Source organism: Paenibacillus sp. LBL (assembly GCF_029893715.1).
GTDB lineage: Bacteria > Bacillota > Bacilli > Paenibacillales > Paenibacillaceae > Paenibacillus_AQ > Paenibacillus_AQ glucanolyticus.
Window position 1 is genome coordinate 1 of the sequence record NZ_JARXYU010000017.1, and the last position, 14,860, is coordinate 14,860.

Below are 14,860 nucleotides of genomic sequence, written 5' to 3' on the forward strand. Positions count from 1 at the left end.
CTACTTGATACTCGCTTCGTGCTCCTTGCTGTCTTGCTACTTGATACTCGCTTCGTGCTCCTTGCTGTCTTGCTACTTGATACTCGCTTCGTGCTTCTTGTTTCTTACTCAGCCGCTACTTCCCTCCTTACTCCCTTCTCCTCCTTTAAATTTGGCGAACTCGAGGAAGGGAACAGAGGTATTACAGGTCGACTTCTTGGAACAACACGTCAAAGTCCGGCACCTTAATGGGATGCCTCTTCTGGAAGTCGTTGAATAGCTTATCCTGGAGCTGCTGATAACTGTCCATGCCCTTCATGCTCTCGTCTGTCAGGATGCTCTGGAGGAATTTACTGATGTATAGCGAGGTTTCGTAGGCTTCGTATACCTCATCACTGTTCCAAAACTCTTCTGTAGTCATACTGGTAATGCGGATGCGGTTCTCCATCATATAACGGATCAACTGGTGGTTCTCATCATTCGGATCAGCTTCATCCAGCGCTGCTTTTTGAAAATGGACTGCCTCGCTGACTTCTTCGGGTGTTACCACAATGCCTGACTGTTTGGCATAATTCACGGTTAACTGCTTGGTGACCATATCCTGTAGGAGTGCTTCGTCTGAAGGAATCTCTACCACTTGATTCAAGGCATAGATTAAATCCCTGTTTTTCTTGGCTAATACATAATCGCTCAGCGATATATTAACCTTTTCATCCTTTACGACCCAATCCGGATTTGGACCACTTCGGATTCTATCTTGAAGTTCCTTCACGGAATCAAAGGTTTCTCGAATCACCTGCTTGTTATTCTCCGACAATGATACGGACTGAAGACTTGGCAGATTATCAATCGATTCCTTGGACTCAGCGTAGCCAAACGTGTCAGATTGCGCTTGGTTACAAGCGCTAATCAGCAGCATGGAAATTAATGACACTAGTAAGAAAAGATTCTTCATAGGGATTCTTCGATTCATCCTATCCCTCCTCATAAAGTCTGTCTTTATTAATATTAACGTTACTGAATGCCATTAGTTACAATTTTCCTCCAATACGCTACAATAGGGATGAATTTGTCTTATATCCTACACGACCAAGGAGTGATCAATAATGATGCAGTACACCACACTCGGTAAATCGGGTATGAAAGTAAGTCGTCTTTGTCTCGGAACTATGAACTTTGGTCCATCTACGGATGAAAAAGAAGCCTTCCGTATTATGGATGCAGCGCTCGATGCAGGCGTTAACTTCTTCGACACGGCTAATGTCTACGGTTGGGGCGAGAACTCCGGGCTGACCGAAACCATCATTGGACGCTGGTTCAACCAGGGCGGAGGCCGTCGTGAGAAAGTCATTTTGGCTACCAAATTCTACGGTTCCATGAGTGATCCGCTGGATGGCCCCAACAATGAAGCCGGATTGTCCAGCTATAAACTTCGCCGTCATCTCGAAGCATCGCTAAAGCGTTTACAAACCGATCATATCGAGCTGTATCAAATGCATCATATTGATTTATCCGTTACATGGGACGAGCTATGGGGAGCTTTTGAAGTTGCGGTTCAGCAAGGGAAGATCGGATATGTTGGATCCAGCAACTTTGCTGGCTGGCAGATTGCAGTTGCTCAAGCTGCTGCGCAGAATCGGCATTTCCTCGGCCTGGTCTCCGAGCAGCATAAATACAGCCTGACCTGCAGGCTGTCAGAACTCGAAGTGCTTCCTGCTTCGCAGAAGCTTGGACTCGGTGTGATTCCCTGGAGCCCGCTGGATGGCGGATTACTCGGACGCAATGCGCTCAAGAAAATGGAGGGCTCACGCAGTGGCGGAAATGCGGAGCGTGTGGAAAAATATCGCCCACAGCTGGAACAGTTCGCTGCTCTCTGCCAAGAGCTTGGGGAACCGCAGGATAATGTAGCCCTGGCCTGGGTGCTCAAGAATCCGGCTGTTACAGGACCGATTATCGGTCCGCGCACCTTGGAGCAATTCGAAAGCTCTCTTCGTTCGCTTGAGGTTGAGCTCGATGAGTCGGTGATGAAGCGTCTCGATGAAATCTTCCCGGGTCCGGGAGGAGCCGCTCCACAAGCTTACGCCTGGTAAATACTTGCAGCGTCTCGACGGTTGCTTCAAGCCTGATTAATTCGAGCGTCATCGTACGGATAACAGCAGGTAAGCTATATATATCGCAGTGACCAAAAAAAGAGGGACCGCTTCAACAGGCGGCCCCTCTTTTTCATTGGATATCTCCACTGCTACCACTCGGGAAACAGAGCTACCCTTCGCATTAAGTATTTATAGTGTAGCCCGCTCGCGCCGGCTAAAGGTTTTGCGTTTCTCAATCAGAACGTTAACCGCATCCACGTAAGCTCTTGCGCTAGCTTCAAGAATGTCGGTACTCAAGCCGCGTCCCTGTGCAGCCACATCATTTTGTGACAGGACTACATGCACTTCGCCTTGAGCATCCTTCCCGTGGGTAACCGATTTAATGGAATAGTCCGCGAGTGTTACCTCTTCCCCGGTCACCTTGTCGATCGCATTATAGATTGCATCAACGGAACCGTTGCCCTCGGCTTCTTCCTCAATAGTCTGATCTGCTGTTGCAATGCGAACCCTGGCCGTCGGCGTGGATTCATTGCCATAAGCAACAAAGATTGTTTCCAGCTTGAATACTTCCGGCGTATCGATCAGTTTCTCCTCCAGCAAAGCCAGCAGATCCTCATCGGATACTTCCTTCTTCTTATCAGCCAGCACCTTGAATTTAGCGAAGGCGTCATTCACCTGCTCTTCGCTTAACTCATAACCCAGATCCAGCAATTTCTCGCGGAAGGCATGACGACCGGAATGCTTGCCTAGTACGAGTTTGCTTTCTTTAAGGCCGATCGACTCTGGCGTCATGATCTCGTATGTCGTTTTTTCCTTCAGCATCCCGTCCTGATGAATGCCGGATTCATGAGCGAATGCATTTGCCCCTACAATAGCTTTGTTTCCTGGCACTACCATTCCCGTAAGCTTGCTCACAAGGCGGCTTGTGCGGGCAATCTCGGTCAGCACAAGTCCGGTCTTCGCTTTGAAAAATTCCTCGCGGGTCGCCAGCGCCATCGCAATCTCTTCGATTGCCGTATTTCCTGCGCGTTCGCCGATACCATTAATTGTTCCCTCAATCTGATCAGCCCCGTTCAGGATGGCAGCAAGCGTGTTTGCCGTAGCCATTCCCAGATCGTTATGACAGTGCGCACTCAGTTGAACCCTCTCGATATCCGGAACATTTTCCTTCAGGTATTTGAATATGGCTCCATACTCCGAAGGATTCAAATAACCTACCGTATCCGGAATATTCACAACGTTCGCGCCTTCCCGCACGGCCATGCCGACCACTTCCGCCATGAAATCCAGCTCTGTCCGGCCAGCATCCTCCAGGGAAAATTCCACTTTGGAGAAATACTTCTTGGCATAACGAATCGAAGCTTGTGCCGTTTCCAGCACCTGCTGCTTCTCCATCCGCAGCTTAAACTTGCGGTGAATCGGCGATGTAGCCAGGAACACGTGAATACACGGATCCTGTGCTCCTTGCAGGGCTTCCCTAACCGCATCGATGTCGTTCTCTCTGGAGCGTGACAGTCCAATGACCGTAACGTCCTTGACCGCGCGTGCCACTGCATTCACAGCTGCAAGATCACCAGGTGACGCAGCCGGAAAACCTGCTTCCATGCGGTCGATTTTCAACTTTTCGAGTTGAAGGGCAATTTCCACCTTTTCCCGAGTGTTCAAGTTCACGCCAGGAGACTGCTCTCCATCCCTCAGCGTTGTATCAAAGACATAAATCTTTCGCATGTCGGCACCTCCTTGAAGTTTATCGCATGACGTTAAACATCCGGCGGCAGGTTCATCCTATACCCTGCCGCCGGCTGCTTGATTTACAGGGCACGGGCAGCAGCACCATTGAACTGATGCTTGACTGCCCCATTCCTGAAGAATTCCTTATGAATTCTATATATTCTTATTTTTTGATCCAATGCATCATTTCACGAAGCTCGGCACCGACCACTTCAATCGGATGCTCGGACTCGTTGCGGCGAGTAGCTGTCAGGAATGCACGTCCGGATTGGTTCTCAAGGATAAAGTCGCGTGCGAATTTACCTTGTTGAATATCGGACAGCACTTCTTTCATCGCCTTCTTCGTATCTTCAGTTACAACGCGCGGTCCTGTTACATAGTCGCCATATTCAGCCGTGTTGCTGATGGAGTCGCGCATGCTTGCAAGGCCGCCTTCATAGATCATATCTACAATAAGCTTCAATTCATGCAGACACTCAAAGTATGCCATCTCCGGCGCATATCCAGCTTCCGTCAATGTTTCGAAACCAGCTTTGACCAATGCGGATACACCGCCACACAATACCGCTTGCTCACCGAACAAATCGGTTTCGGTTTCTTCGCGGAAGGAAGTCTCGATAACGCCTGCACGAGTACAGCCAATGCCTTTTGCGTAAGCAAGGCCGATCGCCTTAGCTTGTCCAGTCGCATCTTTCTCGATTGCGATCAATCCAGGTACGCCAAAGCCTTCAACATACGTACGGCGAACCATGTGGCCCGGGGATTTAGGTGCAACCAGAAGGACATCGTTGTCTTTAGGAGCTACGATTTGACCGAAGTGAACGTTAAATCCGTGGGAGAACATCAAGGCAGCGCCTTTTTTCAGGTTTGGCTCGATATCGTTTTTGTACACGGATGCTTGCGTTTCGTCCGGCATCAGGATTTGTACCACGTCAGCACGGCTAACAGCCTCTGCTACAGGAAGCACTTCAAAGCCATCGTTTTTCGCTTTATCAAAAGATTTACCTTCGCGAAGACCGATCACGACCTGCAATCCGCTGTCACGCAGGTTTTGTGCCTGGGCATGACCTTGGCTGCCATAACCGATAACCGCGATTGTTTTGTCTTTCAACACGCTGAGTTCTGCATCTTGTTCATAATAAGTAGTAATTGCCATTTGTATAAGTCCTCCTTTGATTTTAAAGACCCTTCATGATGAGCGGGTATCTCAATAGACCGACTTTATTCCCAATCACCGATCCGCTGAGACACCCGCTCATGCGATGCGGGCGTCTATCGCTTTATATTAGCTGTAAACTTTGTAATCTCGGGTAATTGATCATCGTATAGTATCATTACGCGTTACCGCGAATCATCGCAGTAACCCCGGTACGGGAAAGCTCCTGAATGCCGTACGGCTTAAGCAGCTCGATCATGGCATCGATTTTGACTGTGTCGCCTACGACCTGAACCATCATGTTTGCTGTGCCGATATCCACAACCGATGCACGGAAGGTCTCAACAACGCCCATAATCTCCGGTCTGGCTGAAGGCTCTGCCTTCACCTTAATCAGGGCAAGCTCTCTGGCCACCATCGGTTTCGAGCTCAGGTTGATAACTTTGATGACATCGATCAGCTTGTAAAGCTGCTTCTCAACCTGCTCCAATGTCGTTTCATCACCGGTGGTTACGATAACCATCCGGGATAATCCGGCTTCCTCCGACTGGCCCACCGTAATGCTCTCGATGTTAAAACCTCTGCGTCCGAATAATCCCGATACACGCTGCAGAACACCCGGCTGGTCGTTCACTAGTACGGCAATGGTATGTTTTGTACTCATCTTACGCATCCCCCATCAGCATTTGATCGATTGTCGACCCTTGCGTCACCATCGGATACACGTTCTCGCCTTTCTCAACAACAAATTCGACGAGGACCGGTCCCGGTGTTTCCAGCGCTTCAGCCCATGCACGCTGTGCTTCTTCTTTCGTAGTGGCACGAAGTCCCTTGACTCCATAGGCTTCTGCCAGCTTAACGAAATCAGGGCTTCCTGCCAGGTCGATGTGGCTGTACCGGTTATCGTAGATCAGTTCTTGCCATTGGCGAACCATGCCGAGCACCTGGTTGTTGATAACAACGATTTTTACCGGAATGTTGTTGATGGCACAGATGGCAAGCTCCTGCGAACACATCTGCATGCCGCCATCCCCGTTGATCGAAATAACCAGCCGATCCGGATGTGCCATTTGAGCGCCGATCGCTGACGGGAATCCGAAGCCCATCGTTCCAAGTCCACCGGAGGTGATCCATGAACGAGGCTGGTTGAACTTGTAATACTGCGCGGCCCACATTTGATGCTGACCAACATCCGTCGTTACAATCGCTTCACCCTTCGTTGTATCATTCAGCATTTCAATAACCCACTGCGGCTTCAGCACCGTCTCGGAATCAACATAACGGAATGGATACTCGGCTTTCCATTTGCTGATCTGATCTCTCCAAGCGTCTGCCTTCGCCGCATAAGGAACGATCGGATTCAGCATTTCAAGCACGGTCTTCACGTCCCCGACAATCGGAATATCCGTTGGCACGTTCTTGCCGATCTCAGCCGGGTCAATGTCGATATGGACGATCTTCGCATGCGGAGCGAAACCGTCAAGCTTTCCTGTAACCCTGTCGTCAAACCTTGCCCCGATGTTGATCAGCAGGTCCGATTGCTGAATGCCATGGTTCGATGTGTAGGTACCGTGCATACCCGGCATTCCCGTCCACAGGTCATGACCGCTTGGGAAGGCGCCCAAGCCGAGAAGCGTGGTTGTGATCGGAATACCGGATTTATTCACGAATTCGTAAAGTCCTTCATGAGCACCCGAGTAGATCACGCCGCCGCCTGCAAGAATCATCGGACGTTCCGCTTCCTCGATCGCCCGGGCCAATTTATCCAGCTGAAGTTTGTTTGGCACGGTCCGAGGATTGTAACCTCTCAGCTGAATTCGATCATCCGGCTGGAACAGCGTGGTTGCTGCCGATACATCCTTAGGCACATCGATCAATACCGGACCTTTGCGTCCTGTTGAAGCGATGTGAAAGGCTTCGTGAATCACCCGCGGCAGGTCTTTCACATCTCTTACCAAATAGCTGTGTTTCGTAATCGGCATCGTGATGCCCGTAATGTCCGCTTCCTGGAAAGCATCTGTACCAATCAGGGTTGTTGCTACGTTTCCGGTAATGACAACAAGCGGAACGGAGTCCATGTAGGCTGTTGCAATACCGGTCACAAGGTTTGTGGCCCCCGGTCCCGAAGTCGCAATACATACACCGACCTTGCCGCTTGCGCGGGCATAGCCGTCAGCCGCATGAATTGCGCCTTGTTCGTGACGGGTCAAGACATGGTTGAAATCCTCAAAACCATACATTGCATCGTAGATATACAGGACCGCTCCACCCGGATATCCGAAGACGCACTCGACACCTTCGAGCAGAAGACTCCGAAGCAAGATTTCCGATCCGGTAATCACTTCAGGCTTCAACCATTTCTCTCGTAATTGTTCTGTAGACCGCACTTCTGGAGTTTGCGCGCTCATCAGTCATCCTCCTCTCAAATATTGGCACTCATTCATTCAATCATCCAAGCAACAAAAAAACCTTCCGTCGCCACACCCGGAGTATCTCCGTGTGAGGGACGAAAGGTTTAGCTTCCGTGGTACCACCCATGTTTGCCCTACACTTCGCAGTGTAAAGCCTCAGCAGGTATGAAGAACATGAAACACAGATCTTCAATATCTGCAGTCCGTAACGTGGACTAAGACGATTTTCCCTAATAAACGCTGTTACGACTTAATGCGATAAAGTCATAGCGTAACATCTTTCAGGAAAACAGCTCCGAGGTGAGCTCGTATAAAAGGGGTTTTGGTGGTGGTTTCAGCTGATCCATCCACTCTCTGAGCAAAAGAGCCCTTTAAACTTCGTCCTCATCATTGCCGATTGGATATATTCGTTAAAATGTTTAGAAACATTATATGATTCATTCATTCCAGAAGTCAACACATTTATTTTACTTCCGATGAAAGGTTTTCATTCGCAATTCGAGTTAATCCTTCGCTTTTCTGATGTAAAACACCCTATTAAACCCTGCTACATATGATAAATGGAGCTAACTGAATAGCGGTGAAGGGAGGGAATAACACGATGATCCGCTATCGAAAACCTGGGCAGGATGATCCCATGATTCAACAGCTGATTGAGTCCCAACTCGTCCCGCTTTCCCATATGACAAAAAAAGAGTTGGATACCATCCGCAAGGATATTCCCTCTCGATTGCGACGCGGCGTGACTCTCGTTGCCTCAAATTCAGATCACGAAAAAGTCATTGCCTTTATCCATTTTATGATGCACGGCGAACTGCTCTATATCGACATGCTGGCCGTAGCACCCACCGCACAGCGAAAACGGTGGGGTATCCGATTGATGGAACATGCCGAACGTTTCGCTGTATCCCGCGGATGCAAACGCGCCAAGGTCATGGTAGACATCGGCAACCAAACTGGTCTTAACTTTTACCGCAAACTCGGTTATACGGTTACCAGAATCATTGAACCAAGCCAATGCTATGAACTGGAGAAGATCTGGTATGCTTAATTACCAGAAAAAGCCCCCGCCAAAGCCAGGTCCGAAACCTGGGCCGTAGCCGCCATAACCAGGTCCAAATCCTCCGTATCCTCCAGGGTATCCTCCCGGATAGCCGCCAAAACCGCCGCCGAATGCGTATGGAGCCGTACCAATGGCAAGAAGATCAAACAATGCGAGCGGAACAATCGCCTTGGTCTTTACTTTTTTGCCCTTTGTTGCAGGTACCACAAAAAGGCGGCTGCCGGAGACACGTACCAGCTTGCCTGTCACCACAGTCCCGTCTTTCTTATACGCTACGATCTCTTTGCCCACATATGATTTCACTTTTGCCTTACTGACAGGCTTGTGCATAAGATCCCTCCTCAGGTAATATACATTTCAATCTATTCAGGAAGGATATCCTTTGCTTGTTTAATGGCCCTTATCGGGCAAAAGATAGGCATAATTCTGCAAAAAGCATGGCTTCGGCTGCATTATATATCCGGGGGATGCAACAAGACCTCAAAAACGAAAAAACCGCCGTAATATTACGGCGGTTTTTTCATACACGTATAATTAAGCGTTCACTTTTTCTTTAGCTACAGTAGCCAAGGAATTGAACGCGTTCAGATCATTAACAGCCAGATCAGCCAGCATTTTACGGTTAATGTCAACGCCAGCAAGTTTCAGACCATGCATCAATTTGCTGTAAGACAGACCATTTTGACGAGCAGCCGCGTTGATACGAACGATCCACAATTTGCGGAAATTACGCTTCGTATTGCGACGATCCCGGTATGCATAAACGAGGGATTTCATTACCTGCTCGTTAGCCGTTTTAAAAATGCGGTGTTTGGAACCGAAATAACCTTTCGCAAGCTTCAATACTTTTTTATGTCGACGACGAACGACAAATCCGCCTTTAACTCGTGCCATATCAAAAGACCTCCCAATAATTGTTGTTTACTATTTCAAGTTAGCCAGACCTTGCTTCAAACGTTTAACATCTCCAGGCGCCATTACAGGGCTGTTGGACAATACGCGCTTCGCACGCTTGGATTTGTGGGAAAGCAAGTGGTTTTTGTAAGCTTTATAACGTTTTACTTTACCAGTACCTGTAATTTTGAAGCGGCCTTTCAGGCTGCTATGTGTTTTCATTTTGGGCATTGTAGTACTTCCTCCTCTAATTTCTCTTAGGCTTTTGGTGCCAAAATCATAATCATGCTGCGGCCTTCCAGTTTTGGTTGACGCTCAATGACGCAGAGATCTGCTACTTCCACCTTCACGCGCTCCAAAATTTTCTGCCCGATGTTGGCATGGGTGATTTCACGACCACGGAAACGCACGGAGCATTTCACTTTGTCGCCTTCTTTCAAAAACTTAACGACATTGCGGAGCTTGGTTTGATAATCATGCTCCTCAATGTTGGCTCGGAACCATACTTCTTTAATATCCACAATTTTCTGGTTCTTACGTGCTTCCTTCTCTTTCTTCTGCTGCTCATAGCGGAATTTACCGTAGTCCATGATGCGGCATACCGGCGGTTTCGCCTGAGGGGCCACGTTCACCAGATCCAGATTGAGATCAATTGCCATTTGCAGTGCTTCACGAATCGGCTTGATCCCGATTTGCTCACCTTCGGCACCAACCAAACGTACTTCCTTGGCCCGAATCTCGTCATTGATCATATGTTCCTTACTGATAGTCCTCCACCTCCAAATTACTTGTTGTTCCTGTTTGCAAAAAAAATAAAGGGATGACGGGTTAATCACCGACATCCCTATTTGATACTCATCTCACAAATGAAGTTGAATCCATTCATTGATTTCGTGATCAAACCAGCCAACGTATGTCAGTCAGGTGAGAAGCGGCGCTTCTGCTTGCAATCAGATATTCTGTTTAACAGACTAGGATAGTATAACAGGTCCCACCAGCCTGTGTCAACACAGATATAACATAAACTTTATTACCCTTGTTTGCTCTGCACTTCTTCAAGGCGCACAACCCGGGTATGCTCCGTATGACTCCACTGCTTGTTGTTCTGCGTGAAGAACGCATACACCGTGATAGGATACCACGACAGCAGGTAAATCGGGAACAGCACCAGATACAAGTAAACCTTCTTGTATTTGACCTTCTCAAGCAGCATCGCAATCATGAACGTGAACACGTTAGCCGCAATCGCGGTAAAGCTTAGCCACAGCGGCAGATATCCATACAGATTTGCGATATTCGGACCATCGAAGAACGAGTTGTCAATCCAAATGACGGCCGTCAACAAGAAAGTCAGCAGCACGATGTAGACGTTAACTCCGTACAGAGCCAAGTCCAGCTTCACGAGGCTGCGTTCTTTAATGGCACGCCACAGCAGCGGGAAAAAATAACGGCGGGCAACCGTAAAGTGACCCTGCATCCAGCGCAGACGCTGTCTGGCAGAAGCCTTGAACGTAAGCGGCTTTTCGTCAAATACCTTGGCATCATAGTTGAATTTCGGGTACACGCCGCGCATAACGCTGCGCATGGTGAACTCCAAATCCTCAACCAGACTGGTTGCGCCCCAACCCATCTCCTTCAAGAGATTCGTCTCGAAGCACATTCCTGTACCGCCAAGGAAGTTGGCCATGTTCAGATTGCTGCGGGAAAGCTGCCACAGACGGTTGATGTACCAATAGGACACCCCGTAAGAGGCGGTGATCCAAGAATCCTCAGGGTTCTTGGTATCGATGTATCCCTGGATAACTCTCGCTCCAGAGCTAAGATCATTATTCATTTCGATCAGGAAATTCGGATCTGCCAGATTATCTGCATCAAACATGACGACCGCATCATACTGGCGCGGCATTGCCCAGAGCTCTTTGAGCATCCATTCGATGGCATAGCCTTTGCCTCGCAGATTCTGGTTCGTACGCACGCATGCGTTCATCCCGTGGGCACGGACGATCTCAGCAGTACGGTCTGTACAGTTGTCACATATGACAAATACATCGTACAGATCTTTTGGATAGTTAAGCTGTTTCAGGTTCTCCATCAGAGCTCCGACAACCTGTTCTTCGTTGTGTGCAGCAACTAACACTGCAAATGATTTATTCGGTTCAAAATGCTGCTTCTTTTTTCTCTTGATCAGACCAAACAAAGAGAATACGAACTGGTACACACCCACCGCGGCCAAAAATAGTTGGAGCGCGATAAAGATGGCGTCTGTCATGATTCTCCGTTACCCCCTTTTTATAACCCGAGAATGTTTGTTATTTTTTCTCTCTAAGTTTTTTGCTTTTTTTTGTTGTTGCATGACCCTGTGACCTGTGTCTGTTTCTTCATAGTAGCCTCGGTGCCGCGGGGCAACTTCGCACGTCATACACGATTTTCCACACTTTTGAATCTTTTGTCAAAACCGTGGAATGCTCTAATTTACGGAAAAACTTCGTAAAAGAGCGCAGCTTGCGATCCAGTTTGCCAGCAAGCTTCGTTTCAAACGGCTTTAGTTCTTATTTTCATCTGTTTTCTTACTTTTTATTTCTTTGGCTGCCCATTTTTTATTTTTTAATCTTGTCCGCCAATAAATAAACGTAACAGACACCCAAAAAGTTTTAGTTTTTCAACACTCTTTCTCTAAATAAACTTTTTGACGCCCGTTTGAATCATTGTAGCGGCAACTTATACTCAAGTCAAAAGTCCACGGACCCTGATTTTCTACAAAATGCGCGCTGGCGACTAACTCCTTTAGTAACAAGGCTCCGGCAAGAACCTCGCCGAGAAAAGCTTGCTCTCCCGGGACCAAAGTCCCGTGAGCACAGGCTGGAAGTGGTTGATTTCTATTCCCAAAGTCGATATGTTAAAGTTAAAGAATAACGCTGCAGAACGGGTGAAAAGTAGTGGCTAAAAAAAGAGTCTTGCTGTTATCGGAAGGGTTCGGTGCAGGCCATACGCAGGCTGCTCACGCACTTTCCAGCAGCCTGCGCCAATTGTCGCCTAGCGTACAGACCAAGGTTCTTGAGCTTGGAAGCTTCTTGAACCCGAAAATCGCTCCACTGATCATTTCGGCCTACAGGAAGACGATCACAACTCGCCCGAGATTGGTCGGGTATATGTATCGTCATCAAAAATCCTTCAATCGGTTCACCGCATTGGCGCTTCACCGAATGTTCTATACAAGCACCAAGAACGTGGTCAGACAACTCAGACCCGATATCATCGTGTGCACCCATTTCATTCCAAGTGCTGTGATCTCGCGTTTGAAACGGCTCGGCACCGATGTGCCTCTGTGTACCGTTATAACCGATTATGATGCTCATGATACATGGATTAGCCCTGAAGTCGACCGCTATTTCGTATCCACGCCGGAGGTTAAGCGAAAGCTGCTCAACCGCGGGGTGTCTCAAGCTAAAATTCAGGTTACCGGCATTCCCATTCATCCTGACTTCTGGACTCATCCGGGCAAAGAGGAGATCAGGGAACGATTTCAGTTGTCCGATATGCCGACCGTGCTTGTCATGGGCGGAGGCTGGGGAATCATGAATGACGAGGTTGTCCATGAATTCTTGACAAGATGGCGGGGCGAAGTCCAGATCATATTTTGTCTTGGCAATAACGATAAGGGACGCGAAGAAATGGAGAGCAATCCGCGGTTCCAGCATCCCAACATCCGGATATTGGGCTTTACACGCGAGATTGACAAGCTGATGGAGGTATCGGATCTGCTCGTCACGAAGCCCGGGGGCATGACATGCACCGAAGGCCTGGCGAAGGGAATCCCGATGCTGTTTCACCAGCCTCTTCCAGGACAGGAAGAGGAGAACTGCCAATACTTTACAGCCCAGGGCTTGGGAGAACCCATCACTTCGCTGGAGGTTATTGGTAAATGGATGAATAAACTGCTCCAGCATTATGATCTGATCCAATTGCAGCGAGCGAAAAACTTGCGAAATATCGAGCGCTTCCATCCGATGCAAAGCGCGCGCAGCATCATCGATATGCTCGAAAATGAAAAGGTGTACTCCTAAAATAAAATGTACCCCATAAGACAGACACTTTGGAAAAGGTCATCTTATAGGGTACATTTTAAAAGCGGAGCACACCTTTTTTATGCGTTTTTTCGGTGAATATGTCACCGATTGATAGATTTTCTTCTATTATAATAGTTGTAAACGTTATCATAGACGAAATTATCGTGCATATACACTATTTTCCGTATTTTTCAAGACGGTTCTTGCGATAGGCATCAAGCGCTTCCTTGCCCACAATGGCCTCGCAGCGATGAATCTGCATGCCTTGACCAACGAATTTAGTCTCGTATTCTGTCATTACATGCTCTTCGTTCAATCCTTCACGATGCAGATCAAGTGAAATGTTGGTCATTTGCAGCCCATAATCAGCAAAGGAATTCAGCGAGAATTCAAACAGTGTCACCGAATCGGTCTTGAAATGTATCTCCCCGCGATCGTTCAGTATCTGGGAGTACTTGTCCAGAAAACGAGGATGCGTCAAACGACGGCGTGCATGTTTTGATTTTGGCCACGGATCGCTGAAGTTCAAATACAACCGTTCAATTTCGCCAGGCTCAAAAACCTGTTCGACACTCTCGATGTTAAACAACGCCAGTTTCAGATTCGGCGGAGTATCCACACCTTCCTGGGCCCACACGTTGCGCCCCTTCTCACTGGCGCGGCGAATCAACTCATCGTACATGTCCACCCCAATAAAATTCACTTGCTGGTGCTTATAACTCATCTGGCTGATAAATTGACCCTTGCCCATGCCAAATTCGACATGAATCGGAAGATCATTGCCAAATAATGAAGCCCATTTCCCTCTATATTGACCGGGGTCCAAAACGACCAGGTCTTCCTGCTGCTCCAGATTTTCCCGTATACCTTTTCTTCCGCGTAAACGCATGTCATACCTCCGAAACTTGTCCAAGTTAAGATTTAGAATTATATCCCGATACTGCATTATTGTGACGAAGTTAACCCCAAATGTAAAGAGTCCCATAGAAAAAGGAACCTATTCTCTGCTTAACGCAAAGGTTTTAGGTTCCTTTTTCTTATATTTGGAATTGGGGTTCCGCGATGGTTAAACTGTGAATAGTCTACCTTTCATCTGCCTTAAAATCAAATGTCTTCTCAAAGGCGGCCCGAATCTTGCGACGTGCTGAAGCCTTCACATCTTGGTTGGAGTTAAACTCTACTCCTGTAAGGGCTAAAGCTTCATTCGGGGTAAGCTCCACAGCGATTTTGTCACTACGATCATGCTTTACTGTTGATGAATTCATTCGTAATCACCTCACGGTATTATTGTATCCATGACGTCACACAAATATGAATCCTATCCGATATATACCCATGCCAAAATTGCTTGAATCATATATTTATTTTTCTACTTTAAATATACCAATTATATGTAGTCCGTTCAAGTAACAACGTCTTAATTAGGCAGGAAGACCTGCATATGACGTAAAGCCGGATTTTTTGTT

15 protein-coding genes are annotated in these 14,860 nt (G+C 47.8%); 3 read left to right on the plus strand and 12 right to left on the minus strand.

Going from position 1 to position 14,860, the window contains the following annotated elements; genetic code table 11:
• Positions 1–181 precede the first annotated feature (181 nt).
• Positions 182–952 carry a hypothetical protein gene (locus M2277_RS25510; protein WP_280755933.1) on the minus strand — a complete coding sequence of 257 codons (771 nt, stop codon included), beginning with the start codon at positions 950–952 and terminating at the stop codon, positions 182–184.
• Positions 953–1,088: 136 nt separating this feature from the next.
• Between M2277_RS25510 and M2277_RS25515 the strand changes: the two genes are divergently transcribed.
• Positions 1,089–2,069 (plus strand): aldo/keto reductase, encoded by a 981-nt coding sequence (locus M2277_RS25515; RefSeq protein ID WP_280756008.1) that lies wholly within the window; start codon positions 1,089–1,091, stop codon positions 2,067–2,069.
• Positions 2,070–2,261: 192 nt separating this feature from the next.
• Here M2277_RS25515 and M2277_RS25520 read toward each other — a convergent pair whose 3' ends face one another.
• The 4 genes from M2277_RS25520 to ilvB all read right to left on the minus strand — a co-directional run bounded on the left by M2277_RS25520 (position 2,262) and on the right by ilvB (position 7,367).
• Positions 2,262–3,800 (minus strand): 2-isopropylmalate synthase, encoded by a 1,539-nt coding sequence (locus tag M2277_RS25520; protein ID WP_280755934.1) that lies wholly within the window; start codon positions 3,798–3,800, stop codon positions 2,262–2,264.
• Positions 3,801–3,966: 166 nt separating this feature from the next.
• Positions 3,967–4,959, minus strand: a complete 993-nt coding sequence (gene ilvC / locus M2277_RS25525) for a ketol-acid reductoisomerase (protein ID WP_036639716.1) — start codon at positions 4,957–4,959, stop codon at positions 3,967–3,969.
• A 178-nt stretch (positions 4,960–5,137) separates the two neighbouring features.
• A complete protein-coding gene (gene ilvN / locus M2277_RS25530) occupies positions 5,138–5,623 on the minus strand; it encodes an acetolactate synthase small subunit (RefSeq protein ID WP_006212251.1) in 486 nt (161 codons plus the stop codon).
• 1 nt (position 5,624) lies between these two features.
• Complete coding sequence (gene ilvB, locus M2277_RS25535; RefSeq protein WP_036639718.1) at positions 5,625–7,367, minus strand: biosynthetic-type acetolactate synthase large subunit; 1,743 nt, start codon at positions 7,365–7,367, stop codon at positions 5,625–5,627.
• A gap of 604 nt (positions 7,368–7,971) precedes the next feature.
• Between ilvB and M2277_RS25540 the strand changes: the two genes are divergently transcribed.
• The gene (locus tag M2277_RS25540) at positions 7,972–8,421 is read left to right on the plus strand and encodes a GNAT family N-acetyltransferase (RefSeq protein ID WP_006212253.1); all 450 of its coding nucleotides are present in this window, start codon (positions 7,972–7,974) and stop codon (positions 8,419–8,421) included.
• On the opposite strand, the gene M2277_RS25545 is transcribed toward M2277_RS25540, so the two are convergent.
• The 5 genes from M2277_RS25545 to M2277_RS25565 form a co-directional block, all read right to left on the minus strand.
• Positions 8,422–8,763, minus strand: coding sequence for a hypothetical protein (locus M2277_RS25545; RefSeq protein WP_036639720.1), 342 nt, complete (start codon positions 8,761–8,763; stop codon positions 8,422–8,424).
• A 204-nt stretch (positions 8,764–8,967) separates the two neighbouring features.
• The gene (rplT, locus tag M2277_RS25550) at positions 8,968–9,327 is read right to left on the minus strand and encodes a 50S ribosomal protein L20 (protein WP_006212255.1); all 360 of its coding nucleotides are present in this window, start codon (positions 9,325–9,327) and stop codon (positions 8,968–8,970) included.
• A gap of 30 nt (positions 9,328–9,357) precedes the next feature.
• Positions 9,358–9,558 carry a 50S ribosomal protein L35 gene (rpmI, locus tag M2277_RS25555; RefSeq protein WP_007127239.1) on the minus strand — a complete coding sequence of 67 codons (201 nt, stop codon included), beginning with the start codon at positions 9,556–9,558 and terminating at the stop codon, positions 9,358–9,360.
• A gap of 26 nt (positions 9,559–9,584) precedes the next feature.
• Positions 9,585–10,079, minus strand: a complete 495-nt coding sequence (gene infC, locus M2277_RS25560) for a translation initiation factor IF-3 (RefSeq protein ID WP_006212258.1) — start codon at positions 10,077–10,079, stop codon at positions 9,585–9,587.
• 278 nt (positions 10,080–10,357) lie between these two features.
• Positions 10,358–11,596 carry a glycosyltransferase family 2 protein gene (locus tag M2277_RS25565; protein WP_006212259.1) on the minus strand — a complete coding sequence of 413 codons (1,239 nt, stop codon included), beginning with the start codon at positions 11,594–11,596 and terminating at the stop codon, positions 10,358–10,360.
• 667 nt (positions 11,597–12,263) lie between these two features.
• Here M2277_RS25565 and M2277_RS25570 point away from each other — a divergent pair.
• Entirely contained in the window at positions 12,264–13,391 is a 1,128-nt protein-coding gene (locus M2277_RS25570; protein WP_036639723.1) for a UDP-N-acetylglucosamine--LPS N-acetylglucosamine transferase, read from the plus strand.
• A gap of 178 nt (positions 13,392–13,569) precedes the next feature.
• On the opposite strand, the gene trmB is transcribed toward M2277_RS25570, so the two are convergent.
• Both trmB and M2277_RS25580 read right to left on the minus strand, forming a co-directional pair.
• Entirely contained in the window at positions 13,570–14,283 is a 714-nt protein-coding gene (gene trmB / locus M2277_RS25575; protein WP_006212261.1) for a tRNA (guanosine(46)-N7)-methyltransferase TrmB, read from the minus strand.
• 193 nt (positions 14,284–14,476) lie between these two features.
• Positions 14,477–14,659 (minus strand): hypothetical protein, encoded by a 183-nt coding sequence (locus M2277_RS25580; RefSeq protein ID WP_006212263.1) that lies wholly within the window; start codon positions 14,657–14,659, stop codon positions 14,477–14,479.
• Between the last annotated feature and the right edge of the window lie 201 nt (positions 14,660–14,860).